The organism is Shewanella electrica (assembly GCF_022321485.1).
In the GTDB taxonomy this organism is placed as follows: Bacteria; Pseudomonadota; Gammaproteobacteria; order Enterobacterales; family Shewanellaceae; genus Shewanella; species Shewanella electrica.
The window spans coordinates 13,169-38,345 of the sequence record NZ_JAKOGG010000018.1; the positions used below are offsets into that span (position 1 = coordinate 13,169).

Here is a 25,177-nt window from a genome sequence, read left to right on the forward strand (position 1 = left end):
CGCAATTTTTTTGAAACTGACAAAAGCTGTTGTAAAAGTAGAGCGATAAATGTTCCTAACTAATTATTTTAATAAGCAAAATAATGTTATTTCTATCACGCGCAAGCAAGCGAGTGATTTTGCCAAAAAGGTTGCTGGTGACGTGAATCCCATCCACGATGAGGATGCAAAGCGTTTTGTAGTGCCTGGCGATCTGCTATTTGCATTAGTGTTGGGCGAATATGGCCTGAGTCAAAAGATGCAGTTTCGTTTTGAAGGTATGGTGGCCGATGAAGTGCCGCTGCATTTTCGTGAAGTCTCCGATGAGCTGATCCGCGTCGAAGATGAAAACGACAAACCCTATCTGCAAGCGAGCCGCAGTGGTGACAAACGGCATTGCGATACACAGCTGGCATCGTTTATTCGCAGTTATGTGGCCTTTTCTGGGCTCAACTTTACCCACGCCATTGTGCCGTTGATGCAGGAACATCAGTTGATGATCAACCCAGCACGGCCATTGGTGATCTACGAAAGCATGGGCTTTGAGCTAAACACGCTCGACTTTGATGACGTAGAGCTGCAACTGGTTGATAAAACCATGGTGGTAGATGGCAAACGCGGTGATGTGACCTTGTCATTTAAACTGATGAGCGGCGAGCGCGAAGTCGGCACCGGCTGTAAAACGCTGGTGATGAGTGGCTTACGTGAATTAGACCAAGCGGCCATTGATGACATGATTGCCCGTTATCGCGTCCGGGCCGAGCAAGTCGCTTAACGGCACCGCTGCCAACTGTGTTACTGATAAAAATAAAGGCGCTCAATGAGCGCCTTTATTGTGCCTAACCTAAGTTAGTGATTACAGACCCGCGTCCGCTTTCAGGATTTCAACCTTGTCGGTTTTTTCCCAAGGGAATTCTTCACGACCGAAGTGGCCGTATGCCGCAGTCTGTTGGTAGATTGGGCGAGCCAGATCCAACATTTCGGTCAGGCCGTATGGGCGCAGGTCGAAGTGTTGACGTACCAACTGTACCAGTTTCTCTTGTGGGATTTTGCCAGTACCGAAAGTATCTACGCTGATAGAGGTTGGCTCAGCCACACCGATTGCGTAAGACACTTGGATTTCACAACGGTCAGCCAGACCTGCTGCTACCAAGTTTTTCGCTACATAACGCGCCGCGTATGCTGCACTACGGTCAACTTTTGATGGGTCTTTACCTGAGAACGCACCACCACCGTGACGTGCCATACCACCGTAGGTATCTACGATGATTTTACGGCCAGTCAGACCACAGTCGCCCATTGGGCCACCGATAACAAAACGGCCAGTTGGGTTGATGAAGTATTTGGTGTCTTTGCTCAACCATTCTGCTGGCAGGGTCGGTTTGATGATGGTTTCCATCACGCCTTCCTGCAGCTCTTTCATGGATACGTCTTCGCTGTGCTGCGTTGATAACACGATAGCGTCGATACCCACAATCTTGCCTTCATCATAAGCGAAGGTAACTTGTGATTTTGCATCTGGACGCAGCCAAGGCAGAATGCCGGCTTTGCGTACTTCAGATTGACGTTTTACCAATGCGTGTGCGTAAGTGATTGGGGCTGGCATCAGTACGTCAGTTTCGTTGCTGGCGTAACCGAACATCAAACCTTGGTCACCGGCGCCTTGTTCTTTAGGATCTTTACGATCAACGCCTTGGTTAATGTCTGGCGACTGCTTACCAATGGCGCTCAATACTGCACAAGAGTTAGCATCAAAGCCCATCTCTGAGCTGGTGTAGCCAATTTCGCGCACAGTGTTACGGGTCAATTCTTCAATATCAACCCAAGCAGAAGTGGTGATCTCACCGCCAACCATTACCATGCCAGTTTTGACATAAGTTTCACATGCGACGCGGGCCTTAGGGTCTTGGGCCAGAATGGCGTCGAGCACCGCATCAGAAATCTGATCGGCGATTTTGTCTGGATGTCCTTCTGAGACCGACTCAGAGGTAAACAGGTGTCTTGCCATAATAGGGAAAATCTCGTTAGTGAGTGTGACAACTCGGTAAAAGCAGTTTAGATGCTTTTCCATCTAGACGGCTATTTTAATCAAAATCTGGGCTGATGACACCCCCAATGTCAGAAATTGTGCATTAGCTTGAATGTAAATTATGGAATAGCTATCGGAGTAAGCGAACGCCTCAATCGTTTCTTTGTCATACAAATAGCTGTTTTTTCGATTGCAACTTAGGTTTTGTTAATAAGCTTTCAATAATGTTGAACGTTTTGTAAGCGTTCGAACTTTTTTATGACTAAAACGCAATAAGCGGCGGTGGAAATTTATTTGATTCACAGCTCTCTCTGCGTGAGAATGATGCGCATCACATTTTTTAACCTCTATGACCTCACATTTAAGCAGGAGAGAGCATGTCTTCTCGGAAAGAACTCGCTAACGCTATTCGTGCACTCAGTATGGATGCTGTTCAAAAGGCCAAATCAGGACACCCAGGCGCGCCTATGGGCATGGCAGACATCGCTGAAGTATTGTGGAATGATTTTCTAAAGCATAACCCGACCAACCCAAAATGGTCTGATCGCGATCGTTTCGTATTGTCTAACGGTCACGGTTCAATGCTGATCTACTCACTGCTGCACCTGAGCGGCTATGACTTGGGCATCGAAGATCTGAAGCAGTTCCGTCAGTTGCATTCAAGAACTCCTGGTCACCCAGAATATGGTTATACCCCAGGTGTTGAAACCACCACTGGCCCACTGGGCGCGGGTATCAGCAACGCAGTCGGTATGGCGATTGCTGAAAAAACGCTGGCAGCACAATTTAACCGTGATGGTCACGCTATCGTTGATCACTACACTTACTGCTTCTTAGGTGACGGCTGTTTGATGGAAGGTATCTCCCATGAAGCCTGTTCACTGGCGGGCACTCTGGGACTGGGCAAACTGATTGCTTTCTGGGATGACAACGGTATCTCTATCGACGGTCACGTTGAAGGCTGGTTCACCGACAACACACCAAAACGTTTTGAAGCTTACGGCTGGCATGTGATTGCCGACGTAGATGGTCACGATAGCGATGCTATCCGTGCCGCTATCGAAGCTGCTAAAGCGGTGACTGACAAACCAACCATGATCTGCTGCAAAACCATCATCGGTTTTGGTTCACCAAACAAATCTGGCAGCCACGATTGCCACGGTTCACCACTGGGTGAAGACGAGATCGCCGCAGCGCGTGAATTCTTGGGCTGGCCACATGCACCATTTGAAATCCCTGCTGACGTATACGCGGGTTGGGATGCCAAAGAAGCTGGTAAAGCTAACGAAGCCGCATGGAACGACAAGTTCGCTGCTTACGCGAAAGCTTACCCAGAGTTGGCAGCAGAATATGAACGCCGTGTACTGAAAGGCGAACTGCCAGCTGAGTTCGAAGCCAAAGCACAAGCATTCATCGAAGAATGCCAAAGCAAAGGCGAAGGCATTGCTAGCCGTAAAGCGTCACAAAACGCTATCGCTGCATTCGGTGCGCTGTTGCCTGAACTGCTGGGCGGCTCTGCTGACTTGGCCGGTTCTAACCTGACCTTGTGGTCAGGCTCTAAAGGTATTCAAGAAGATCCTGCCGGTAACTACGTGTTCTACGGTGTGCGTGAGTTCGGTATGAGCGGCATCATGAACGGTGTATCGCTGCACGGTGGTTTCATCAACTACGGCGCAACCTTCATGATGTTCATGGAATACGCCCGTAACGCTGTGCGTATGTCAGCGCTGATGGGCATTCAAAACATCTTCGTTTACACCCACGACTCAATCGGTCAAGGTGAAGACGGCCCAACTCACCAACCGGTTGAGCAACTGGCTAACCTGCGTATGACGCCAAACATGGCGGTATGGCGCCCATGTGATGCGGCAGAAACTGCGGTATCTTGGAAAGCCGCGATTGAACGTCGTGATGCGCCAACATCCTTGATTTTCAGCCGTCAAAACCTGAAAGCGCAAGCGCGTACTAGCGAGCAACTGGCTAACGTGGCGAAAGGTGGTTATGTGCTGCAAGATTGCGCTGGCACACCAGAGCTGATCCTGATCGCTACCGGTAGTGAAGTGCAGTTGGCAGTTGATGCTGCGGCTGCATTGACCGAACAAGGCAAAAAAGTTCGCGTAGTGTCAATGCCATCAACTACCGAGTTTGATGCACAAGATGCGGCTTACAAAGAATCAGTATTGCCAAAAGCCGTGAGCAAACGTGTGGCTATTGAAGCGGCACATGCTGACTACTGGATCAAGTATGTTGGCTTTGACGGTGCGGTTGTCGGCATGACCACCTTTGGTGAGTCTGCGCCTGGCAACGAACTGTTCAAAGAGTTCGGTTTCACTGTTGAAAACGTGGTTGCTAAGGCAAACGCGTTATTCTGATAGATAACTGAACAAATACGCTGAAGTTTCAGCTGGCTTCTCGCCAATTACAACGGCCTGTCATATGATAGGCCGTTGTTGTATTTACCCTTCGCTGGAGCAATAGACGTAGTAATGATCAGAGTGGCAATCAATGGTTATGGTCGTATCGGCCGGTCGGTGTTACGCGCCTTGTATGAATCAGGCAAGCGACAACAACTGCAAGTTGTTGCTATTAACGAGTTAGCTAAGCCTGAGGCGATGGTCCATCTGACGAACTACGATACCACTCATGGCCGCTTTGCTCAGCGCGCCGAGTTGTGCCAGCAGCAGATGCAGATTGGCAATGACAGCATTATCTTGTTGCATGAGGCTGATGCCAGCCAACTGCCATGGCAAGCGCTGGATATCGATTTGGTGATTGAAGCCACTGGCGCGCTGCAAGACCGCGCTGCCTGTGAAGCGCACCTGCAAGCCGGGGCGAAGAAAGTGCTGATTAGCCATCCCGCCTCAGCTGATGTCGACGCGACCATCGTGTATGGGGTGAACGACGAGTTGATTCAACCTGAGCATCGCATGGTGTCTAATGCCTCCTGTACCACTAACTGCATCATTCCGGTGATTGCCGAATTGGATAAGCAGTTTGTTATCAAAAGCGGTGCTGTCACCACTATTCACGCCTCAATGAACGATCAGCAGGTCATCGACGCTTACCATGACGATCTACGTCGTACTCGAGCCGCTAGCCAGTCCATCATTCCGGTGGATACCAAACTTGCCCGTGGGATTGAGCGCATTCTGCCGCAGATGAAAGACAAGTTTGAGGCAATTTCAGTACGTGTGCCGACGGTGAATGTCACCGCGATTGACGTATCTCTCACTGTTGAAAAACGGGTTGATATCAAGACCGTCAATGAGGTGCTGAAACGTGCAGCAGGTGGCAAGCTGGAAGGGATCTTAGGATTTACCGATGAGCCTTTGGTATCATGCGACTTTAATCATGATCCACGCTCCAGTATTGTAGATGGCACCCAAACGCGCGTGAGCGATGGTCATTTAATTAAGTTATTACTCTGGTGTGATAATGAGTGGGGCTTTGCTAACCGCATGCTCGACACCAGCTTGGCGATGTTCGCCAGCAAATAATTTTCCGTGTGGCAGGGAAGGCGGCATGAGGGGCTGTTTATCTTTTTTGGTTGTTTTTTGCAGCAGACAGAGCGTGATTTAGGCAAGGCAGGTGATGTGCCGTGTAGTTATTCTCCACAAACGGCACCTAACGCAGAATAAATTGCGCTCTGCCGCTGCCCGAAGGGTTCATTTAAACGCCTCCTGAACTTTGTTGCGTCCAGTTCGCTTAGTTGACTAAGCGTCGCAGGCCGCGCCTCGTTCATAATGCGTTTAATTTGAACAAAAAATAAACGCCAAAGATAAACAGCCCCTAGCGAAAACCGAATTGTTTTTGTGCAATTAAGGAAGTTGAAATTATGGCAATTATTAAAATGTCGGAATTGGATCTGCAGGGCAAGCGCGTACTTATCCGTGAAGATCTTAACGTTCCAGTGGCTGACGGTGTGGTCACCAGCGATGCGCGTCTGCGTGCTTCGCTGCCAACCATCAAACTGGCGCTTGAAAAAGGCGCGGCAGTGATGGTGATGTCACATCTTGGTCGTCCAACGGAAGGTGAATTTAACCCAGAGTTTTCATTGCAGCCGGTAGTGGATTATCTGGCCAAGGCGCTCGATTGTCCGGTACGTCTGGCAACAGAATATCTGGATGGTGTGGATGCCAAAGTGGGTGAAGTGGTTGTTTTTGAAAACGTCCGCTTCAACAAAGGCGAAAAGAAAAACGACGAAGCCCTGTCGAAGAAAATGGCGGCATTGTGCGACGTTTACGTGATGGACGCCTTTGGTACTGCGCACCGCGCTGAAGCCTCAACCAACGGTGTGGGATTCCACGCCCCTATCGCTTGTGCTGGCCCACTGTTAGCAGCTGAGCTGGAAGCGTTGGCAAAAGCAATGGACAATCCTAAACGTCCGCTAGTGGCGATTGTGGGCGGTTCCAAAGTTTCTACTAAACTTACTGTGCTGGAAAGCCTGTCAAAAATCGTTGACCAACTGGTGGTTGGTGGCGGTATCGCTAACACCTTTATCGCCGCAGCAGGCAACGGTGTCGGTAAATCTCTGTACGAAGCTGACCTGATTGATGAAGCCAAACGTTTGGTGGATAACGCCCAAAGCCGTGGCGGTGACATTCCAGTGCCAACTGATGTGGTGACGGGGAAAGAGTTCAGCCCTACAGCTGTAGCCACACTGAAATCCGTGAGCGATGTAGCTGAAGACGATATGATTTTTGATATCGGCCCAGACAGCGCCGAAGCATTGGCGCAGATCATCATGAAGGCTGGCACCATTGTTTGGAATGGTCCTGTAGGTGTATTCGAATTTGACCAGTTTGGTGCCGGTACAAAACGTATCGCCCAAGCGATTGCTGAATCACCTGCATTTTCTATCGCTGGCGGTGGTGACACCCTCGCCGCGGTAGACAAGTATGAGATAGCCGACAAAGTGTCGTATATCTCTACTGGCGGTGGTGCCTTCTTGGAGTTCCTTGAGGGTAAAGAACTGCCTGCCGTGGCGATGTTAACCGCCCGCGGCAACTAAAACGAATAACCATAAGCTCCCGGCCACGACCGGGAGCATTTATAACCATAAGCCGCAGCAAAGACTGCTGGCATTGCACGACTCGTTTGAATCACGTTCGATTCAAACAACACCTTTTAAATAATGACATCGGTGACTGACACTCACCTCATTATGGAGATAAGAAGAGATGTCCCTAATTTCCCTTCGTCAATTGTTGGACCACGCGGCGGAACACGGTTACGGTGTGCCCGCTTTTAACGTAAATAACCTAGAACAGATGCGCGCTATTATGCAGGCGGCGGAAGCCACCGATAGCCCAGTGATCGTGCAAGCGTCCGCTGGTGCGCGTAAATATGCTCGCCCACAGTTTTTGAAATATCTGATGGCTGCTGCATTAGAGCAATATCCTGATATTCCAGTGTGTATTCACCAAGACCACGGTACCCATCCGGACGTGTGCCAACGTTCGATTCAGTTGGGTATGTCATCAGTGATGATGGATGGCTCATTGATGGCTGACGGTAAAACACCAGCGTCATATGACTACAACGTTGACGTGACGCGTCGTACGGTCGCCTTCGCTCACGCTTGTGGCGTGTCAGTAGAAGGTGAAATCGGCTGTTTGGGTAGCTTAGAAACCGGTACTGCCGGTGAAGAAGACGGTGTCGGCGCGGCCGGTGTATTGAGCCATGAGCAACTGCTGACCAGCCCTGATGAAGCGGCGCAGTTTGTGGCCGATACTCACGTGGATGCGCTGGCTATTGCCATCGGTACCAGCCACGGTGCGTACAAGTTCAGCAAAAAGCCTTCAGGCGATGTGCTGCGTATCGACCGCATCAAAGAGATCCACGCGCGTATTCCTAATACTCACTTGGTGATGCACGGTTCCTCTTCGGTACCGCAATACTGGTTGGAAATCATCAACCAATACGGCGGTCAAATCCCTGAAACCTATGGTGTGCCAGTGGAAGAGATCGTTGAAGGTATCAAGCACGGCGTGCGCAAAGTGAACATCGACACTGACTTACGTCTCGCATCAACCGGTGCTATCCGTAAGTTTATGGCTGAGCACCCAAGCGAATTTGACCCACGTAAATTCCTCAAAGCATCAATGGATGCGATGGCGGAAATCTGTGTTGAACGTTATGAAGCGTTTGGTACGGCTGGCATGGGTTCTAAAATCAAGCCGCTGTCACTGCAAGCGATGTACAAACGTTATCAGACTGGCGAGTTAGATCCTAAGATCAACAAATAAGTCAGCCGTCAACGCTGTTTGATGAAGCCCGCATTATCGCGGGCTTTTTTACGCATGTTTTAACTGCGTTAGCGTGGCGACTTCACTGGCGGTGAGGGCACGAAAACAGCCTTCGGCCAGTTGCCCGAGCGATAGCTCACCGATATCAGTGCGCAGTAAGTCAGTCACATGAAAACCCAAATGGCGACACATGCGGCGGATTTGGCGTTTTTTGCCTTCTGTGAGGGTGATACAAAACTGCTGCTCAGCCAGTTGCTGCATACGGCATGGCCGCGTCAGCCCTGCGCCATAATCCAGCCCGCGTGCCATCGTCTTTAGAAACTCGTGGCTGAGCGGTTTATCCACTGTGACGTGATAGCGCTTGTCGTGTGCAAAATCGGGATGCATTAACCGTTGGGTGAGGGCGCCATCGTTGCTGATCAGCAGCAGCCCGCGTGAGTCTTTATCTAAACGTCCCACCGGATAACAATGGCTGCTGGCGGGTAAGCGCCGTAATAAACTGCTGGCGTCATCTGCCAGCAAACGGCAATCCACCCCGACAGGTTTGTGGTACAGCCAATAAATAGCGGGCGCTTGAGGCCGAACTAACTCGCCGTCGAGCCGTACTTGAACTGCTGTGTGAGTGGTTATGCGCTGCTGATGTTGGCCGAGAATGCCGTTAACCGTGACCCGCTGTGCTTGGATCAACCTCGCAGCCTGACGGCGAGAACATACGCCAGCTTGTGCCAGAAAATGGGCTAAGCGAATGCCTAACTGGTCACTCATAGCTCGGGCATGGTGATTTCGCGGGTCAGTCCTAGCCGTAACACGGTTGAGCCCATCGACAGCGCGACCAGAATGGCCATGAAGGAATGCAGCCACATTACCGGATACAGCGCGCAGTAAAATCTACTGCATGGATGATAATTCAGATCGACACTATTGACGTGCAACATCAGCCACAGCCCCGCCACTAAGCCGCAAAAGCTCAATGCGCCAGTAATCGGCCCGCACAAGGTGCGGCAACGAAACAGGTTAAGTAGCAGCATGCTAAACACCAAAATACTGCCGCTAACATAGATCAGCTCACCAATTTGATGTGGGCGAAGTTCATTGAACGGGTACAAACCAGCGACGACTAATCCCGCCCCAGTGATGATGCCAAATAGTGCCAAAATGTTGGTACTGACACTGTATTTTTGTCCGATGAGCACACTCATTGCCAGCGCAAAAAAGCCGCCGCAGAGCAATAACGAGATGTTAAACACGAACGCCATCGGTGAGCTGAGATAATCGCCGAGCTTATCAATCCGCATATTGATGGCATCAATACCATGAAAATGGAATGCGGCGAATACGGAAACGAAGATGCCTAATACGGCAATGGCGACCCCAATAACTGCGAAATAATACGCAAAACGGGTGAGGTCGCGTTGGTGGAATGGCTCATACGCTGACATAAAAGACTGCCTAAAACTGTATGCCATCCCTTGGCTGAGTATTTGTAATAGTAAGAAAATTAATCACTTCTTGGGCGAAAGAAGATCACCGCCAAAGAGACAATGGCAAGTATAATACAATACCAGACACAAGAAACGGCTTGCAGTGGTGAAATCTTAAAATAACTGGCGATCATCAGCGCTTGGGCGCCATAGGGGATCAATCCTTGAACCACACAGGCGAAGATATCGAGTACGCTGGCGGCGCGTTTAGCGGATACCTCATGCTTCTCTGCCAACTGTTTGGCAATATCGCCAGATACCACAATCGATACGGTATTGTTGGCAACACAGGCGTTGGTCATGGCAACAATGCCCGCCATGCCAAACTCGGCAGCACGGCAAGAGGCGTCACCTTGTTTGCGCGAGAAACGTTGGATCAGTTTTTCCATCACACCACTAACAAAGCTGAGACCGCCTTGTTGTTGCATCAACGCTGCTAGGCCACCCACGAACATCGACAGCACGAAGATCTCCAGCATGTTTTTGAAGCCTTCGTAGATGTCTTGGGTGAATTTCAAAAATTCGTAATCCGTAGACACCATCCCGGTGACGCCAGCAAACACAATCCCGATGGTCAGCACCACAAACACATTTACCCCAAGCAGTGCCAACAACAGAATGCTGAGGTAAGGCAACACTGCAATCACATCCACATCCGCTGGCGTCACTTGTGCTTGGCCTTTCGATACCAGCGCAAATAACACCAAAGTGATCAATGCCGACGGCAGTGAGAACACTAAGTTTTCACGGAATTTCTCTTTCATGCCGCAGCCTTGGGTGCGGGTAGCGGCAATGGTGGTATCCGAGATGATCGACAAGTTATCGCCAAACAGCGCGCCCGACATCACTGCACCGGCCATCAGCACATGGGAGATATTGGCTTCTTCGGAGATACCAAAGGCAATCGGCGCCACCGCCGCAATGGTGCCCATCGAGGTACCCATCGCGGTAGCAATAAATGCGGCGATGATAAAAAAGCCAGGCAGTAGGAACTGTGCCGGAATGAACTGCAAGCCCAGCGCCACGGTGGCATCAACACCGCCAGTCGCTTTAGCCACGGCGGCAAATGCGCCCGCCAGCAGGTAAATTAGACACATAGCAATAATATTGCTGTGGCCGATGCCCGCCATAAAGGTTTCTAACGCTTGATTGAGTTTCTGTTTCGACAGCAAAATTGCCAGCATAATGGCGGGAATGATCGCTACTGGCGCTGGTATTTGATAGAAGGCGTAATCTTTGCCTGCTAATTGAAAATACACGCCTGCGCCAATGAACAGCGCAAGAAACAGCAGTAACGGCAATAGGGCGATAAAGTGCCCCTTAGTAGGTGGTGTCGTAGCGTTAGACAAAACGAATTTCTCTCGTATAAACAGCGTGTTGAATTATTATTGCTTGATTCGGTCGCGACAGGCGTTCATGGTCGACTGCGCTAATGTCGGCCAGCATAAGAAAAACCCCGATTTTTGTCAATTTAGCCGTCTAGATGTTTTTACTTCTATTTATAATTTATCGGCAGCGTCAGCCAGCATTCACTGACAAGCGCAGACGGGACCGTTAGAATAAGCGGCAGTCTTTTCGGAGGAATTTTTCATGCACGTTCATATTCTTGGCATCTGCGGCACCTTCATGGGCGGTTTAGCATTGTTAGCTCGTGCCATGGGGCATAAGGTGACGGGCTCAGACGCCAACGTTTACCCGCCAATGAGCACTCAGCTCGAGCAACAAGGCATTGAGTTAATTCAAGGTTTTGACCCCGCACAACTCGAACCCGCGCCCGATTTAGTAGTGATTGGCAATGCCATGAGCCGTGGCAATCCCTGCGTGGAAGCGGTGTTAGAGCAAGGTTTGCGTTATACCTCTGGGCCACAGTTTTTGCATGATCATATTCTGCCTGAGCGTTGGGTGTTAGCCGTAGCGGGGACGCACGGTAAAACCTCCACCGCCAGCATGTTGGCGTGGATTTTAGAGGATTGCGGTTATCAACCGGGCTTTTTGATTGGCGGCATTCCGCTGAACTTCGGTGTGTCTGCCCGCTTAGGTGCAACGCCATTTTTTGTGGTGGAAGCCGACGAGTACGACAGCGCCTTTTTCGATAAACGTTCTAAGTTTGTGCATTACCAGCCGCGCACCTTAGTGATCAACAACCTCGAATTTGATCACGCCGATATCTTCGATAACCTCGCAGCGATCCAAAAACAGTTCCATCATTTGCTACGCTTAGTACCACAATCGGGCCGCGTGATTTGGCCAGCCGATAGCCAAGCGGTGGCCGATGTGGTGGCGCAAGGCTGTTGGAGCGAGCAGGAAACCTTTAGCCATAATGATGCGCAAGGCAACTGGCATGCTAAACCGCTTGCGGCAGATGGCCACTATTTTGCCGCCAGTTTAAATGGCGAGTTGCAAGGTGAGTTGAACTGGTCGCTGCTTGGGCGTCACAACATGGAAAACGCCACCATGGCGATGGCGGCAGCGCGTCACGTTGGCGTGCATCCACAAGATGCATTGCAAGCGTTAGCCAAGTTTATGCCACCCAAACGCCGGTTAGAGTTGCTGGCAAAGGTGCATGATGTGCAGGTGTTTGACGACTTTGCCCACCACCCAACGGCGATTGCCACCACGTTGGATGGACTGCGCGCCAATGTGGGCGATAAGCGTATTTTAGTGGTGCTGGAACCACGCTCCAATACCATGAAACGCGGCGTGCATCAGCACACCTTGGCGGCTTCCATGGCGAAAGCTGACATCGCCTATCTGTATCAGGCCGACAATGTGCATTGGGATATGAGCGGCGCGATGGCCGCAGCACCGATTCCTGCTACCGTTTATCAGCAACTTGATAGTTTGGTGGCGGATGTGGTGGCACAAGCCAAGCCGCATGACACCATCGTGGTGATGAGTAACGGTGGTTTTGGTGGCGTACACGGTAAAATTATTGCGGCACTCGAAGCCAAATTTGCGGAGAAAGCATGAGCAAAACCATTAGCCTAGCTTGGACGGGTGCCTCGGGTGCGCCATATGGCTTAAGACTGCTTGAGTGTCTGCTCAAGGCCGATTATCAGGTGTTCTTGATGATCTCTAGCGCCGCCCGCGTGGTGTTGGCGACCGAAAATGACATTAAGCTTAGCGCCGCACCGGAGAAAGCCACTGAACAACTACGGGCGATTATGCCAGCAAGCGGTACGCTCACCGTGCTGGGCAAAGACGAGTGGTTTTCGCCGCCAGCATCGGGTTCAGCCGCGCCGAAACAGATGGTGATCTGTCCCTGTTCGACCGGCACGTTGGCCGCAGTAGCAACCGGCATGAGCAACAGTTTGCTGGAGCGCGCGGCGGATGTGGTGATGAAAGAACGCGGCCAATTGCTGTTGGTGCCACGGGAGACGCCCTTTAACGCCATTCACTTAGAACATATGTTGAGTCTGACCCGCATGGGCGCGGTGATTATGCCTGCGGCACCGGGCTTTTATCACCATCCCCAAACTGTACAAGATCTGATAGACTTCGTGGTCGCTCGAATTCTCGACCATCTCGGGGTTGAGCATTCGCTTACTGGGCGCTGGGGCTACAACATGCCTCCGCAACATGTTGCACAAGATTGAGAAAGCTATGAAACACACCACAGAAGTGATGATTTCTGCTGTAGAAATTGATAAAAAACTGGATGAATTAGCTGCGCGTATTAATGCGCATTATGAAGGTAGCGATAAGCTGCTGATGGTGGGCTTGCTGAAAGGTTCAGTGGTCTTTATGGCCGATCTGTGCCGCCGCATCAAAGGCCACGTAGAGATCGACTTTATGTCGGTATCTAGCTATGGCAACACCATGACCAGCAGCCGCGATGTGAAGATTCTCAAGGATGTGCAATCTGATATTGAAGGTCGCCATGTATTGATTGTGGAAGACCTTATCGACTCAGGTAACACCCTCTACAAAGTGCGTGAGATGCTGCGTTTGCGCGAGCCAAAAAGTTTGGCGATCTGTACGTTGTTAGATAAACCTGAGCGTCGCGAAGTGGACGTACACGTTGATTTCGTTGGTTTTACTATTCCCGATGAGTTTGTTGTCGGTTACGGCATCGACTATGCCGAGCAGTACCGCAATCTACCTTATATCGCCAAAGTGATCCCACAAGAATAATTAACGCGCTTGGCGGCTTATCATATCTAAGGCTCCCGCATTCTGCGGGAGTTTTGTTTCATTAGACAGAGGTACACGACATGACGACCAGTCTGGCGTTGAAACTGGACAACCTAAAAAAAACCTATAAAGGCGGCGTTGAAGCGGTTAAAGGCATTGATCTTGCCGTCGAGCAGGGGGATTTCTTCGCTTTGCTTGGCCCAAACGGTGCCGGTAAATCGACCACCATCGGCATCATTAGCTCACTGGTACATAAAACCGGCGGCAAGGTGGAGGTGTTTGGCTTCGACTTAGACCGTCAGTTAGAGCATGCCAAACTGTGCATTGGTCTGGTGCCGCAAGAGTTTAACTTCAACCAATTTGAAACGCCGTTACAGATTGTGGTTAACCAAGCGGGTTACTACGGTGTGCCACGCGCTGAAGCCTTTATTCGGGCCGAAAAATATCTTAAGCAGTTAGACCTGTGGGAAAAACGTAACGCCGCAGCGCGCCAGCTTTCCGGCGGGATGAAACGCCGTTTGATGATCGCCCGCGCCTTGATGCACAACCCACGCTTGTTGATCCTCGACGAGCCAACGGCGGGTGTCGATATCGAACTGCGTCGCTCGATGTGGGAATTTCTGCAGCAGATCAACGCTGAAGGTGTGACCATCATTCTGACCACGCATTACCTTGAAGAAGCAGAGATGTTGTGTCGCAACATCGGCATTATCGATAAAGGTATTCTCGTGGAATGCACCAGCATGAAAGCGCTGCTGTCCAAGCTCGATAGAGAAACCTTTGTGCTGGATCTGGAACAGCCCGTCAGCAGCCTACCGCACTTGGGCGATATTGACGGCCGTTTGATTGATGCCACCACGCTAGAAGTCGATGTGGCGAAAGCCCAAGGGTTGAATGCGGTGTTTAACGCGCTGACCGAGCAAAATATCGAAGTGCTGTCGATGCGTAACAAAACCAACCGTCTAGAGGAGCTGTTTGTGACCTTGGTAGAAAATGCCAAAGGAGGTAAAGCATGAGAGGCCTGTACTTTATCGCCTTTAAAAGCATCTTGATTAAAGAGATCACCCGTTTTACCCGTATCTGGGTGCAAACCTTGTTGCCGCCAGCGATCACCATGACGTTGTACTTTTTGATCTTCGGTAATCTGGTTGGCAGCCGCATCGGTGATATGGGTGGTGTGTCGTATATGGAGTTTATCGCGCCCGGTTTGATCATGATGTCAGTGATCACTAACTCCTACTCCAACGTGGCATCGTCGTTTTTTAGTGCCAAATTCCAACGCAACTTGGAAGAGATTCTGGTAGCGCCAGTGCCGCATTGGGTGCTGATTGCCGGTTACGTGGCGGGGGGCGTTGCGCGTGGTTTGCTGGTGGGCTTGATTGTGACCTTGGTGGCGATGTTTTTTGTCGACTTCCAACCGCAACATCCATTGCTGGTTATCGTGACGGTGTTCCTCACCTCGATGCTGTTTGCACTGGGTGGGTTAATCAATGCGGTGTTTGCCCGTAGCTTTGATGATATCAGCATTATTCCTACCTTCGTGCTGACGCCGCTGACCTATTTGGGTGGGGTGTTTTACTCGTTATCGTTGTTGCCAGACTTCTGGCTGAATGTGTCTAAGCTCAACCCTGTGGTGTACATGATCAACGTGTTCCGCTTTGGCTTCTTGGGCTTTGCTGATATCAGTGTCAGCATGTCACTCGGCATCATCGGCGTGTTCTGCATCGGCCTGTGGGGTTTGGCCTATTATCTGGTATCGCGTGGTATTGGTTTGCGGACCTAAGCGCGGAGATCAAGTGGCGTTAGTGGCAGACTTGCTGGTTCAGTGCCGGTCAACATCTGCTAACGCCGCTTGTTTATGCTGCTGTAATAATTCAAGTTTGCTGTTGTTTTGTTGTAGCTGTTCATCGTAATAACGATTCAGTTGTTGCAGCTGCTGTAAATACTCGGGTGACTTGTCACTTTCCTGCTTCCAAAACCGCTGTCTGTCTAACTTTTGCAGTTCGCTGCTTCTAATCAATTCCAAATCATTGCCGCGTTGCTGCAAGCGAAAAATCTCCTGATCGAGCTGTTTAACAAACTCCTCTTGGGTCAGCGTTTGATTGTCCAGTAGCTGTTGCAGCGGATCGCTGTCTTGCGGGTTATCGGTTACGGTAGTGACACCGTATTTATAATCGAGGCGGTGTTCTTGAAAATCGGTAGGGCAAGGCTGTTGGCTAAACACCACCTTGTTGTCGCGCTGGCATTTATAAAAGCTGGCGGTATCGGCGTTGGCGTCTGCAATAAGTGCAACCACCGCAATCAATACCCATCGCTGGCAGACGTGCAACCCTTTCCCTGTTGTGTGCATCTGTGTCATCGCAGCAATGTGATAATCTTGGGCTGATTTTGTAACAGAAAAAGCAAAAAAGAAACATATCTGCTGGTGAGACCTGTCGGAAATCATCGCAATATTAGCAGCGCTTGACCTTGGCCGAGCGTTTTTGCATCTAGCTTGTTTAGTTGGTTAAGTGTCAGTGGCCGCGCCTCATTTGTAACGCATTTAACTTGAACAACAATCAAATCCCAGAGTTTAGCGCCGCTAGAAAAACGGCTAGAAAAAAGCCTCCACGCAGGAGGCTTTCACGCTGCATATCGCGCTGAATTAGCGGTTAAACGGCAGGTTATCAATCAAACGGGCTTTACCCAAGTAAGCTGCGGCCAATACCACCAACGCGTGGTCAGCATCGGTCACTGGCGCCAGCGTACTGGCTTCGCGCACTTCAATGTAATCTGGCGTTAAACCGGCAGCAGTTAAGCTGGCTTTGCACTCGCTGATGGCGTTATCGACGTTGCCACCGGCACTGATGTGCTGTGCCAAGGCGTCCAGCGCTTGTTTTAGCGCGGGGGCTTTGGCTTTTTCATCGGCAGTGAGGTAGCCGTTACGGCTGCTCATGGCTAGGCCAGTGGCTTCACGTACCGTATCGACGCCAATCACTTCTACTGGCAGCGACAGATCTTCAACCATAGTGCGGATCACTTGCAGCTGCTGGTAATCTTTGCGGCCAAACAGCGCCATATCTGGCTGGACGATGTTAAACAGTTTACACACCACCGTTGCCACACCACGGAAGTGACCTGGGCGGGTGGCACCGCACAGCTGATTAGATATTCCCGGCACTTCGACAAAGGTTTGTTGTTCCAGCCCTTTGGGATAGATGATCTCCGGGGTTGGTACAAACAACATCTCACAGCCAGCATCGACTAACTTGGCCTGATCGGCCTCCAGTGTGCGCGGGTAGCCGTCGAGATCTTCATTTTGGCCGAACTGCAATGGGTTAACGAAAATCGATACCACCACGTGGTCAGCCCGTTGTTTGGCTTCTTTTACCAGCGTGATATGTCCTTGGTGCAGGTTGCCCATGGTGGGAACGAAAGCCACGCTTTCGCCTTGACTGCGCCAGCATTTAATACGAGCGCGGATCTCTTCAACCTTAGCGGTGGTTAACATGGTAAACGTGTCCTGCTAATCAGTTAAAAATGTGCTCTTCGCTAGGGAAGGTTCCTTGCTGCACCTCTTCAATGTAGGCGCGGATAGCAGAGCGAATTTCCCCAGTTTGCAGCAGATAGTTTTTTGAAAAACGTGGAATGTAGCCGCTAGAGATGCCCAGTACATCGTGCATCACCAGAATTTGGCCGTCGGTATCTTTACCTGCACCGATACCAATTACTGGAATATGTACGGCGTCAGTAATCTCTTTGGCCAGTTTGGCTGGAATACATTCCAATACAATCAGTTGCGCGCCTGCTTGTTCAAAAGCAATCGCGTCATTCAGAATACGCTTGGCGTTTTCTTCGTCACGGCCTTGCACTTTAAAGCCACCAAAGACGTTGACAAATTGTGGTGTCAGGCCAATGTGGGCACATACCGGAATACCGCGCTCGGTGAGCTTTCTCACGGTGTCCAGCATCCACTCGCCACCTTCCAGTTTGACCATGTTAGCGCCCGCTTGCATGAGCTTAGCGGCGTTCTCCATGCCCTGTTCTGGTGTGGCGTAAGACATAAATGGCATGTCGGCGATCAGCAAGGCGCGGTTGGTGCCACGGCGTACACAGCGGGTGTGATAGACGATGTCATCAACGGTCACTGGCAGCGTGCTGTCGTGGCCTTGCAGTACCATCCCTAAAGAGTCACCTACTAGCAGTGCATCGATACCTTCTTCATCGAAAGCGGCGGCAAAACTAGCGTCGTAAGCGGTGAGCGATGTAAATTTTTTCCCTTCCTGCTTAAATTTCAGCAGAGTAGCAGCAGTGACTTTTGACATAACAATAATCTTCTAATGCAAAGAGTGAACAGTGTTATATGCCAACATCAATGTTGGCGCAACGGTTGGCTGTCGAAACTTAAACTGGCGTCTGTAAAGGTTGCAACGACTGTCGCATTGCCTCGGTAATCAACGCCGCAAGCTGGGTGCCGTCTGGCAGGGTCAGCTCTGGTTCTAATTCATATAGCGGCAACAACACAAAGGCGCGTTGCTGCATATCGTAATGGGGGAGGGTTAAACGAGGGTGTTGCAGTTGCAGATCATCATACAGCAACAGATCTAAATCCAGCGTGCGCGCGCCCCAACGTTCGTGGCGTTCTCGGCCTTGAGCGATTTCAATCGCTTGTAATTGGTCGAGTAATTCGAGCGGACTCAACGCGGTACAAAAACTCGCCACCGCGTTGATATAGTCAGGTTGCTCCATGCCCGCCATCGGTTTTGACTGCACGTAGCTGGAGATGCGATAGCTAGCAGGTTCTGCCAGCGCGCACAAGGCAACGCTGGCGGCATTGAGTTGTTGCACTGGGTCTGCGAGATTCGCGCCCAGTGCGACAAACACCAGCGCCATTACTCACCGGCTCCGTTAGACTGCGGCTTACGCTCGCCATTGTTACGGCGAGGTGGGCGACGGCGACGTTGCTGCGCATTACGGTTGCGTTGACCGCCGCTGCGGCTGTTGTTAGCACCGTTTTGCAGCAGTTGCTTACGGGCATCATCATCGGTTTCTACAAACTGTTGCCACCATTCAGCTAACTTGGCGGTGTTGCCACCTTCGGCGATTGCGCGTAGCAACAGCAGATCATAGGCGGCACGGAATTTAGGATGTTCCAGCAGTTTGAAGGCGCGGCCATTTTTGGAGCGCTCAAAGCGTTGTTGCATCTGCCAAATATCACGTGCAGGCACACTAAAGCGGCGTGGAATGCTGATGGTTTGGCATTGCTGCTCAAACACATCGCCCATGGCGGCAAAGAAGGCGTCATATGGGCTTAAGCCACTTTCCAAGGCGATATCTTGCGCCCGCGCTTGCAGCGGATACCACAAAATTGCAGCGTAGAAGAAGGTGGGCGTGACCGCTTTATCTTCAGCAATACGCGCGTCGGTATTTTGCATCACCTCGGCCAGTAGACGCATGGCGGGGCCGTGCGGATCTTCTTTAAGCTGGGCTTCAACCAAGGGGAACAGCGGGGCAAATAGTTGATACTCTCGCAGCATACGGAAGTTCTGCACCGCTTTACCGGCGAAGAATAGCTTGAGCACTTCTTCATACATGCGTGCAGCAGGAATATCTTTCAGCAGCGGCGCCAGCTGTTTAATTGGCGCAGCGGTGTGGCTCTCTATCTCCATGCCGAGCTTAGTGGCAAAGCGCACGGCGCGCAGCATGCGTACCGGATCTTCGCGATAGCGGGTTTCTGGATCGCCAATCAGGCGCAGTGTGCGGGCGCGCAGATCTTGAATACCACCGCCATAGCTGCGAATGGAGTAATCACCGATGCTGTAATACAGCGCATTGACGGTAAAATCGCGGCGCTGCGCGTCTTCGTCGATGCTGCCGTAAACGTTATCACGTAGCAGGCGACCAGATGCATTGGTCTTGGAAATCTTGTCGTCAGATTCAGTGTGATGACCACGGAAGGTGGCTACTTCGATGATTTCGCGGCCAAACATAATGTGCGCCAAACGGAAACGGCGGCCAACTAAGCGGCTATTACGGAACAGTTTTTTAATATCTTCCGGCTTAGCGTCGGTCACAACATCAAAATCTTTTGGTTGTTGTCCTAGCAGTAGATCTCGAACGCCACCACCCACTAAATAGGCTTGGTAACCCGCTTTATGCAGCCGATACAACACCTTCAGCGCATTGTCACTGATTTGACGACGGGAGATGTCATGGCCGTCTCGGGGAATAATCTCCAAGCTTAGCTGTCCATCCTCGTGGGTAGGTTGGGAATTTTTGGCCGTCTGAGCATCGTCAAACAACTGCTTACAGAACTGCGTTATACGGCGAAAAATGGTGCACCTCTGAATAGTTAACACAAAATCGGGTGAAAAAACTGGCGGCTATCATATACCAATTAGGGCGCAATGAGTATATCAGTCGCTGACGAGTATCTCGGTTTTACGCGGAATTGCTTGCAGATCGAACTGGCTAACTGCTTGTGCCAGCATCAATTCGGGCTTGTCGAGGCTCACTGGCGCTTGCCCTAAGAAGGCTAACGCTGCTGCTAATTCAATCTGCGGCTGCTTTTTATTTAGCGCCGTGGCGTGGTTTTGTTTGGATAACTTAAACCCAGGTTTGGTCGCCGCCAGTGGCAGATGAATAAAACTCGGCGCAGTCAATCCGAGTTGCCGATACAGGGTTAATTGGCGGCAACTGGCTTCTAACAAGTCGGCACCACGGACGATCTCGGTCACGCCTTGGTAAGCATCATCGAGTACCACGGCTAATTGATAGGCGTACAAGCCATCGCTGCGCTGAATAATATAATCTTCGGCGGCAAAGTCGGCGCTCACTTCAATACTGCCAAGCAACAGATCATCAAACTGTGCCACGGCGGCACGGTTGTACAAGCGCACGGCGCCATCGTGTAACTGATGTTGGCGACAATGGCCGTTATACACGCCTGCCATGTTTTCTTGGATCTGCTTGCGCGTGCAGTGGCAATAGTAGGCTTCTTGTTGGGCCAATAGTTGTTGCACTGTGGCGTCGTAGGCTTCAAAACGTTGGCTTTGATACAGCGCTTGCCCATCCCACCACAGGCCGAACAGTTCGAGTGTACGGCGGATATCATCGGCAGCGCCTTCCACTTCGCGCGGTGGGTCAATATCTTCAATGCGTAACAACCACTTGCCATCGCAAGCGCGGGCACGCAGATAACTGCCAACAGCAGCAACAAGGGAACCAAAGTGAAGTGAACCAGAGGGCGACGGCGCAAAGCGGCCGATATAAGCAGCGCGATTGTTTTGTGACATGTTGTAGCTATACAAATGATGAGCGGGGCCTTAGCCCCGCTGCGGTGTCATTACTGACCAGCCATCTGTTTTTCTTTGATTTCTGCTAAGGTTTTGCAGTCAATACAAAGATCGGCAGTTGGGCGGGCTTCGAGACGACGAATACCAATTTCAACACCACATGAATCACAGAAGCCGAAATCATCGTCTTCAATCTTTTGCAGTGTTTTTTCAATCTTCTTGATCAGCTTACGTTCACGATCACGTGCACGCAGTTCTAGGCTGAACTCTTCTTCTTGGGCAGCGCGATCGACTGGATCAGGAAAGTTTGCTGCTTCGTCCTGCATGTGCGTAACGGTGCGGTCCACCTCGTGACGCAGTTGATTACGCCAGGCTTCAAGAATGGCTTTGAAGTGATCCCGTTGTTTCGGGTTCATGTACTCCTCACCGGGTGCTTCCTGGTAAGGGCTCAAACCAGCGATTGCGAGTACACCAAGTGTTTTAGTGCCTTCAGGCATAACGCATCTCCTGTTTTCGTTTGCGTCATAGGGCGTCGTTTTAGAACGGCCGCTATCTATAGCAGAATATAAATTTCTAGGCAAACATTTCCCAACATCAACAGCAATATATTTGAATATGTCTGCTAAATTGCAATTCAGCCAACTTTAGTCGTATTTTCTTTTAATTCTAACGGATGAAGGGGACTGCTTGAGTTACCTTAAATTCGTTACAATTCAGTTCACTGCGATAAGCCAAAACTTCAACACCTGCGGCGATCGCTTCGTTGAGTAAATCTGCATAATCTTTATCAATATGCGCCGCCGCAGCCACATTTTTTATGCCTGTATGTTGCACAATAAACAATAGCACTGCTCGCTGGCCATTTTTGACAACTTGCATCAATTCACGCAGATGTTTTTGGCCGCGCTGGGTGACGGCATCAGGAAAATAGCCTCGGTCACCCTCCAATAATGTGGCACTTTTTACCTCAACAAAGCAGTCAGCTTCGACGCCCTGCGTCAGGTGAATATCGATGCGGCTGCGTTCCACACCATAACATACTTCTCGTTTCAACTGCTGGTAGCCCAGCAGTTCGGTGATAATGCCTGCATTTATCGCTTCTTCGGCCAACTGATTGGCGCGGCCAGTATTAATCCCTATCAAATCGCCTGTTGGCGTTTGCATCAACTCCCAAGTGCAGGCGTATTTGCGTTTGGGATTATCTGAGCGGCTAAACCACACTTGCTCGCCGGGAAATAAGCAGTTCTTCATCGAGCCGGTGTTTGGGCAGTGGATAGTGATCTGCTCACCATTCGCTAGCGCCACGTCGGCCAAAAAACGTTTATAGCGTTGTAGTAAGCGGCCAGATTCTAGTGGTGGTTCAAACTGCATGACGCGATATGACTCACAAGCTAATAAAAGCCATTAGCCTACCAGCGACAACCGCAAGCTACAACGCGACAAACTCGGTGCTTGGGCAATTTTGCGTTACAATAGCGCCACTATTTTTGGTGAAGGCAGGTATTCCGATGAGTGAATGTTTTAAAGTCGTATTGTCTCAAACCGCGCCAGCGGCACATTGGGGCAATGCTGATGTGAGTTTTGCTGCAGACACTGTAACTATCCACGTGAAATCGTCGCAGCCGCTGCGACAGATACAGATGGCGGCGCGCAAATTGCGCTCGCAAGGTATCAACACCATCGCCTTTAGTGGTGAAGGATGGGATGCCGACCGTCAATGGAGCTTTTATCAAGGTTTTGTTACCGCCAAAGGCGGCCATGAAGTGCAATGGACTGGCGCAGAAGTGTTAGTGCGTGAACTGCAACAACGTGCTGCCAGCGCCGGTTTTGCCCGTGATTTGATCAATGACACCCCAGAAAACCTCTACCCAGTAAAGCTGGCGAGTGACACTGCGGCATGGTTGAGTTCCTTGGTGCCAGAGCATGTCAGCTACCGCATTATCAGTGGTGATGAACTGCTCAAAAATCAATGGATTGGTATTCACGCTGTTGGTCGTGGTAGTGAGCGCCAACCGGCAATGTTAGAGCTGGATTACAACCCGTTTGATACCGATGCGCCAGTGGCGGTGGCCTTGGTTGGTAAAGGCATCACCTTTGACTCCGGTGGCTACAGCCTCAAAAGTTCTGAAGGCATGTTGGGCATGAAAGCCGACATGGGCGGCGCTGCCACGGTTGCTGCGGCTTTAGGTTTGGCGATTCAGCGTGGTCTGAAGAAACGTATCAAATTGTACCTGTGTTGCGCCGAAAACTTAGTTAGCGGCCATGCGTATAAGTTAGGTGACATCCTCACTTATAAAAACGGCACTACCGTAGAAGTGGTAAACACTGACGCCGAAGGCCGTTTAGTGCTGGCCGATGGTTTGCAAGCGGCGAGTGAATCTGGCGCGCGTTTTATTATTGATGCCGCCACATTAACTGGCGCAGCGGTGATGGCGGTCAGTGGTCAATACAATGCGATTTTCTCACCACAGCCGGAAGTGCTGGCATTGACCCAGAAAAAAGCGGCAGCAGTCGCCGAAAACGTATGGCCGTTGCCACTCGACCCATGGCACAAAGATGCATGTCCATCCGCTTATGCCGATACTGCCAACAGCCGTGCCGTAAAAGGTGGTGGCCCAGGCGGTGCATCCAATGCGGCGGGTTTCTTATGGCGCTTTGTGACACCGCAAGCCGATTGGTTGCATATCGATTTAGCGGCAGCGTTTGAAGATAACGCCACGTCGCTGTGGGCTGCGGGCGCGACAACTCACGGCATGCTGACCATTGCTGAGTTACTCGGCAACGAGTAAGCGCCAGCAGTATGCTGCGTGTTGCTAGACCCGCAGCATAGAATCTGCTTCAATCCATATTGACCACGCCCGGCATTCGCCGGGCGTTTTTGTTGCACATGGTTATTATCGGCATGGCGCTAACGCGCTGTCACTGGAGGACGAGATGATCATAAAAAAATTGACCAAAATTGACGCCGATTATGTGTGGCAAGTGCGTAACGCTGCCATTCTCGCTGGCTGCGCTAACGTGTATGACGCCAAAACCTTAGACATTTGGACACCAGAAGAAACGCCCACCGGCTTTGCTGAGATAGTGCAACGTGGCTTTTATGGCATTGAAATCGATGACGAACTGGTAGCGGTTGGCATGCTCGATGAGGAGACCGATAAAATCGAAGGGCTGTTTGTATTACCGGAATATATGGGGCAAAAGCTTGGTGGTCGCATGTTGCAGCATCTGGAGCAGTTGGCGCGTGAACGCGGCATTAACACCTTATCGCTGGACGCGAGCCTCAACGCCGCCGATTTTTATCAGCATTGTGGTTACCAAGTGGTACGGCACGAAACCTACCATTCACCCGCAGGCATCAGCTTGCCGAGTGTATTGATGACCAAACAACTGTAGCACGCGCTATGTGAGCATATTTGGGCTTCCGCTACACCAGCGGCCAGCTATTGAGGATTTGGTAACGCACGCCGGTATCAGTACTTTGTGAGTGATATAAATGCAGCGCCGTCGGCTGCAAGTTGAGCTGTGGCGGCACTAACTTTTGCCAGCTATTGGCTAGGCTGCTGGCCTTACGTGCCAAGGTGATATGCGGCCGATAAACACTATGTTCACTGGCTGGCAACGCCAGTTGGTGCATCAGTTGCTGCGCCTCGGCGGCCATCTGTTGTAACGCGCTAGCCACGTCCTCGCTGGTGAGACAAGCAATATTCGGCTTCGGCCAATAGGCCAACTGGGTCAACGGCTGACTAAAACGTTGCAGTGGCAGCAGCGGTACACGTTCAAGTAGTTGCTGCATTTGGCTGGGCTGTAACTGCCCCAAAAACGCCAGTGTCAGATGCAGATTCGCGCTAGCTACCCAGCGATGATTACCGTCGCCAAGTTGCTGTTGCCAACTGCATAGTTGCTGCCGTTGTGGCGCACTGAGGGCAAAGCCTAAAAAACACCGCTGCGGCCAAGTATTTTCGTTAGTCATCACTTTGATTCATCAACTAAATTGCGCTCTGTCGCTGCCCGAAAGGGTTATTTATACGC

The 25,177-nt window shown here is 50.9% G+C and carries 25 protein-coding genes; 12 read left to right on the forward strand and 13 right to left on the reverse strand.

Annotation, left to right across the window (positions count from 1 at the left end):
- Positions 1-49: 49 nt before the first annotated feature.
- Positions 50-754, forward strand: a complete 705-nt coding sequence (locus tag L9G74_RS17515; protein ID WP_238898063.1) for a DUF3581 domain-containing protein — start codon at positions 50-52, stop codon at positions 752-754.
- Between the two features lie 81 nt (positions 755-835).
- On the opposite strand, the gene metK is transcribed toward L9G74_RS17515, so the two are convergent.
- Positions 836-1,987 (reverse strand): methionine adenosyltransferase, encoded by a 1,152-nt coding sequence (gene metK / locus L9G74_RS17520; RefSeq protein ID WP_238898064.1) that lies wholly within the window; start codon positions 1,985-1,987, stop codon positions 836-838.
- 398 nt (positions 1,988-2,385) lie between these two features.
- Here metK and tkt point away from each other — a divergent pair, with 398 nt between their 5' ends.
- From tkt to fba, 4 genes are all read left to right on the forward strand, one after another.
- A complete protein-coding gene (gene tkt / locus L9G74_RS17525; protein WP_238898065.1) occupies positions 2,386-4,380 on the forward strand; it encodes a transketolase in 1,995 nt (664 codons plus the stop codon).
- Between the two features lie 114 nt (positions 4,381-4,494).
- Positions 4,495-5,505 (forward strand): erythrose-4-phosphate dehydrogenase, encoded by a 1,011-nt coding sequence (gene epd / locus L9G74_RS17530; RefSeq protein ID WP_238898066.1) that lies wholly within the window; start codon positions 4,495-4,497, stop codon positions 5,503-5,505.
- A 338-nt stretch (positions 5,506-5,843) separates the two neighbouring features.
- Positions 5,844-7,019: a phosphoglycerate kinase gene (locus L9G74_RS17535; RefSeq protein WP_238898067.1), complete on the forward strand. Its 1,176-nt coding sequence runs from the start codon at positions 5,844-5,846 to the stop codon at positions 7,017-7,019.
- 169 nt (positions 7,020-7,188) lie between these two features.
- The gene (fba, locus tag L9G74_RS17540; protein WP_238898068.1) at positions 7,189-8,256 is read left to right on the forward strand and encodes a class II fructose-bisphosphate aldolase; all 1,068 of its coding nucleotides are present in this window, start codon (positions 7,189-7,191) and stop codon (positions 8,254-8,256) included.
- A 48-nt stretch (positions 8,257-8,304) separates the two neighbouring features.
- Here the strand turns inward: fba and L9G74_RS17545 are convergent, their stop codons facing one another.
- The 3 genes from L9G74_RS17545 to L9G74_RS17555 are packed head-to-tail and all read right to left on the reverse strand — an operon-like array spanning position 8,305 to position 11,086.
- Positions 8,305-9,021: a pseudouridine synthase gene (locus L9G74_RS17545; RefSeq protein ID WP_238898069.1), complete on the reverse strand. Its 717-nt coding sequence runs from the start codon at positions 9,019-9,021 to the stop codon at positions 8,305-8,307.
- On the reverse strand, positions 9,018-9,695 hold the full coding sequence (locus tag L9G74_RS17550) for a hypothetical protein (protein ID WP_238898070.1): 678 nt from the start codon (positions 9,693-9,695) through the stop codon (positions 9,018-9,020). The genes L9G74_RS17545 and L9G74_RS17550 overlap by 4 nt, the downstream gene beginning before the upstream one ends.
- Before the next feature lie 59 nt (positions 9,696-9,754).
- Positions 9,755-11,086, reverse strand: coding sequence for a Na+/H+ antiporter NhaC family protein (locus L9G74_RS17555; RefSeq protein ID WP_238898071.1), 1,332 nt, complete (start codon positions 11,084-11,086; stop codon positions 9,755-9,757).
- Positions 11,087-11,327: 241 nt separating this feature from the next.
- Between L9G74_RS17555 and mpl the strand changes: the two genes are divergently transcribed.
- From mpl to L9G74_RS17580, 5 genes are all read left to right on the forward strand, one after another.
- Positions 11,328-12,707: a UDP-N-acetylmuramate:L-alanyl-gamma-D-glutamyl-meso-diaminopimelate ligase gene (gene mpl / locus L9G74_RS17560; protein WP_238898072.1), complete on the forward strand. Its 1,380-nt coding sequence runs from the start codon at positions 11,328-11,330 to the stop codon at positions 12,705-12,707.
- Positions 12,704-13,333, forward strand: a complete 630-nt coding sequence (locus tag L9G74_RS17565) for a flavin prenyltransferase UbiX (protein ID WP_238898073.1) — start codon at positions 12,704-12,706, stop codon at positions 13,331-13,333. The genes mpl and L9G74_RS17565 overlap by 4 nt, the downstream gene beginning before the upstream one ends.
- Positions 13,334-13,340: 7 nt before the next feature.
- The gene (hpt, locus tag L9G74_RS17570; RefSeq protein WP_238898074.1) at positions 13,341-13,871 is read left to right on the forward strand and encodes a hypoxanthine phosphoribosyltransferase; all 531 of its coding nucleotides are present in this window, start codon (positions 13,341-13,343) and stop codon (positions 13,869-13,871) included.
- A gap of 80 nt (positions 13,872-13,951) precedes the next feature.
- A complete protein-coding gene (locus L9G74_RS17575; RefSeq protein WP_238898075.1) occupies positions 13,952-14,887 on the forward strand; it encodes an ABC transporter ATP-binding protein in 936 nt (311 codons plus the stop codon).
- The gene (locus L9G74_RS17580) at positions 14,884-15,654 is read left to right on the forward strand and encodes an ABC transporter permease (RefSeq protein ID WP_238898076.1); all 771 of its coding nucleotides are present in this window, start codon (positions 14,884-14,886) and stop codon (positions 15,652-15,654) included. The genes L9G74_RS17575 and L9G74_RS17580 overlap by 4 nt, the downstream gene beginning before the upstream one ends.
- 39 nt (positions 15,655-15,693) lie before the next feature.
- On the opposite strand, the gene L9G74_RS17585 is transcribed toward L9G74_RS17580, so the two are convergent.
- The 8 genes from L9G74_RS17585 to sfsA form a co-directional block, all read right to left on the reverse strand.
- On the reverse strand, positions 15,694-16,221 hold the full coding sequence (locus L9G74_RS17585) for a DUF4124 domain-containing protein (RefSeq protein WP_238898077.1): 528 nt from the start codon (positions 16,219-16,221) through the stop codon (positions 15,694-15,696).
- Between the two features lie 294 nt (positions 16,222-16,515).
- Positions 16,516-17,361 (reverse strand): pantoate--beta-alanine ligase, encoded by an 846-nt coding sequence (gene panC / locus L9G74_RS17590; RefSeq protein ID WP_238898078.1) that lies wholly within the window; start codon positions 17,359-17,361, stop codon positions 16,516-16,518.
- 19 nt (positions 17,362-17,380) lie between these two features.
- Positions 17,381-18,175, reverse strand: coding sequence for a 3-methyl-2-oxobutanoate hydroxymethyltransferase (gene panB, locus L9G74_RS17595; RefSeq protein ID WP_238898079.1), 795 nt, complete (start codon positions 18,173-18,175; stop codon positions 17,381-17,383).
- Between the two features lie 79 nt (positions 18,176-18,254).
- On the reverse strand, positions 18,255-18,743 hold the full coding sequence (gene folK / locus L9G74_RS17600) for a 2-amino-4-hydroxy-6-hydroxymethyldihydropteridine diphosphokinase (RefSeq protein ID WP_238898080.1): 489 nt from the start codon (positions 18,741-18,743) through the stop codon (positions 18,255-18,257).
- Positions 18,743-20,080 (reverse strand): polynucleotide adenylyltransferase PcnB, encoded by a 1,338-nt coding sequence (gene pcnB, locus L9G74_RS17605; RefSeq protein ID WP_238898124.1) that lies wholly within the window; start codon positions 20,078-20,080, stop codon positions 18,743-18,745. Before pcnB ends, folK begins: the two co-directional genes overlap by 1 nt.
- 186 nt (positions 20,081-20,266) lie before the next feature.
- Entirely contained in the window at positions 20,267-21,145 is an 879-nt protein-coding gene (gene gluQRS / locus L9G74_RS17610; protein WP_238898081.1) for a tRNA glutamyl-Q(34) synthetase GluQRS, read from the reverse strand.
- 50 nt (positions 21,146-21,195) lie between these two features.
- Positions 21,196-21,642: an RNA polymerase-binding protein DksA gene (gene dksA / locus L9G74_RS17615; RefSeq protein ID WP_238898082.1), complete on the reverse strand. Its 447-nt coding sequence runs from the start codon at positions 21,640-21,642 to the stop codon at positions 21,196-21,198.
- 169 nt (positions 21,643-21,811) lie between these two features.
- Positions 21,812-22,516 carry a DNA/RNA nuclease SfsA gene (gene sfsA, locus L9G74_RS17620; protein ID WP_238898083.1) on the reverse strand — a complete coding sequence of 235 codons (705 nt, stop codon included), beginning with the start codon at positions 22,514-22,516 and terminating at the stop codon, positions 21,812-21,814.
- 137 nt (positions 22,517-22,653) lie between these two features.
- Between sfsA and pepB the strand changes: the two genes are divergently transcribed.
- Positions 22,654-23,934 (forward strand): aminopeptidase PepB, encoded by a 1,281-nt coding sequence (pepB, locus tag L9G74_RS17625; RefSeq protein WP_238898084.1) that lies wholly within the window; start codon positions 22,654-22,656, stop codon positions 23,932-23,934.
- A 145-nt stretch (positions 23,935-24,079) separates the two neighbouring features.
- Positions 24,080-24,541, forward strand: a complete 462-nt coding sequence (locus L9G74_RS17630) for a GNAT family N-acetyltransferase (protein WP_238898085.1) — start codon at positions 24,080-24,082, stop codon at positions 24,539-24,541.
- A 31-nt stretch (positions 24,542-24,572) separates the two neighbouring features.
- On the opposite strand, the gene thpR is transcribed toward L9G74_RS17630, so the two are convergent.
- On the reverse strand, positions 24,573-25,118 hold the full coding sequence (gene thpR, locus L9G74_RS17635; RefSeq protein WP_238898086.1) for an RNA 2',3'-cyclic phosphodiesterase: 546 nt from the start codon (positions 25,116-25,118) through the stop codon (positions 24,573-24,575).
- Between the last annotated feature and the right edge of the window lie 59 nt (positions 25,119-25,177).

Bases quoted from the DNA above. Each gene is read 5' to 3' on its own strand.
- L9G74_RS17565 (WP_238898073.1), top strand. From the start codon at position 12,704: ATGAGCAAAACCATTAGCCTAGCTTGGACGGGTGCCTCGGGTGCGCCA.
- L9G74_RS17585 (WP_238898077.1), bottom strand. From the start codon at position 16,221: ATGCACACAACAGGGAAAGGGTTGCACGTCTGCCAGCGATGGGTATTG.
- folK (WP_238898080.1), bottom strand. From the start codon at position 18,743: ATGGCGCTGGTGTTTGTCGCACTGGGCGCGAATCTCGCAGACCCAGTG.
- sfsA (WP_238898083.1), bottom strand. From the start codon at position 22,516: ATGCAGTTTGAACCACCACTAGAATCTGGCCGCTTACTACAACGCTAT.
- mpl (WP_238898072.1), top strand. From the start codon at position 11,328: ATGCACGTTCATATTCTTGGCATCTGCGGCACCTTCATGGGCGGTTTA.
- gluQRS (WP_238898081.1), bottom strand. From the start codon at position 21,145: ATGTCACAAAACAATCGCGCTGCTTATATCGGCCGCTTTGCGCCGTCG.
- panC (WP_238898078.1), bottom strand. From the start codon at position 17,361: ATGTTAACCACCGCTAAGGTTGAAGAGATCCGCGCTCGTATTAAATGC.
- L9G74_RS17545 (WP_238898069.1), bottom strand. From the start codon at position 9,021: ATGAGTGACCAGTTAGGCATTCGCTTAGCCCATTTTCTGGCACAAGCT.
- metK (WP_238898064.1), bottom strand. From the start codon at position 1,987: ATGGCAAGACACCTGTTTACCTCTGAGTCGGTCTCAGAAGGACATCCA.
- L9G74_RS17575 (WP_238898075.1), top strand. From the start codon at position 13,952: ATGACGACCAGTCTGGCGTTGAAACTGGACAACCTAAAAAAAACCTAT.
- pepB (WP_238898084.1), top strand. From the start codon at position 22,654: ATGAGTGAATGTTTTAAAGTCGTATTGTCTCAAACCGCGCCAGCGGCA.
- epd (WP_238898066.1), top strand. From the start codon at position 4,495: ATGATCAGAGTGGCAATCAATGGTTATGGTCGTATCGGCCGGTCGGTG.
- thpR (WP_238898086.1), bottom strand. From the start codon at position 25,118: ATGACTAACGAAAATACTTGGCCGCAGCGGTGTTTTTTAGGCTTTGCC.
- L9G74_RS17630 (WP_238898085.1), top strand. From the start codon at position 24,080: ATGATCATAAAAAAATTGACCAAAATTGACGCCGATTATGTGTGGCAA.
- hpt (WP_238898074.1), top strand. From the start codon at position 13,341: ATGAAACACACCACAGAAGTGATGATTTCTGCTGTAGAAATTGATAAA.
- L9G74_RS17580 (WP_238898076.1), top strand. From the start codon at position 14,884: ATGAGAGGCCTGTACTTTATCGCCTTTAAAAGCATCTTGATTAAAGAG.
- dksA (WP_238898082.1), bottom strand. From the start codon at position 21,642: ATGCCTGAAGGCACTAAAACACTTGGTGTACTCGCAATCGCTGGTTTG.
- tkt (WP_238898065.1), top strand. From the start codon at position 2,386: ATGTCTTCTCGGAAAGAACTCGCTAACGCTATTCGTGCACTCAGTATG.
- panB (WP_238898079.1), bottom strand. From the start codon at position 18,175: ATGTCAAAAGTCACTGCTGCTACTCTGCTGAAATTTAAGCAGGAAGGG.
- L9G74_RS17535 (WP_238898067.1), top strand. From the start codon at position 5,844: ATGGCAATTATTAAAATGTCGGAATTGGATCTGCAGGGCAAGCGCGTA.
- L9G74_RS17550 (WP_238898070.1), bottom strand. From the start codon at position 9,695: ATGTCAGCGTATGAGCCATTCCACCAACGCGACCTCACCCGTTTTGCG.
- fba (WP_238898068.1), top strand. From the start codon at position 7,189: ATGTCCCTAATTTCCCTTCGTCAATTGTTGGACCACGCGGCGGAACAC.
- L9G74_RS17515 (WP_238898063.1), top strand. From the start codon at position 50: ATGTTCCTAACTAATTATTTTAATAAGCAAAATAATGTTATTTCTATC.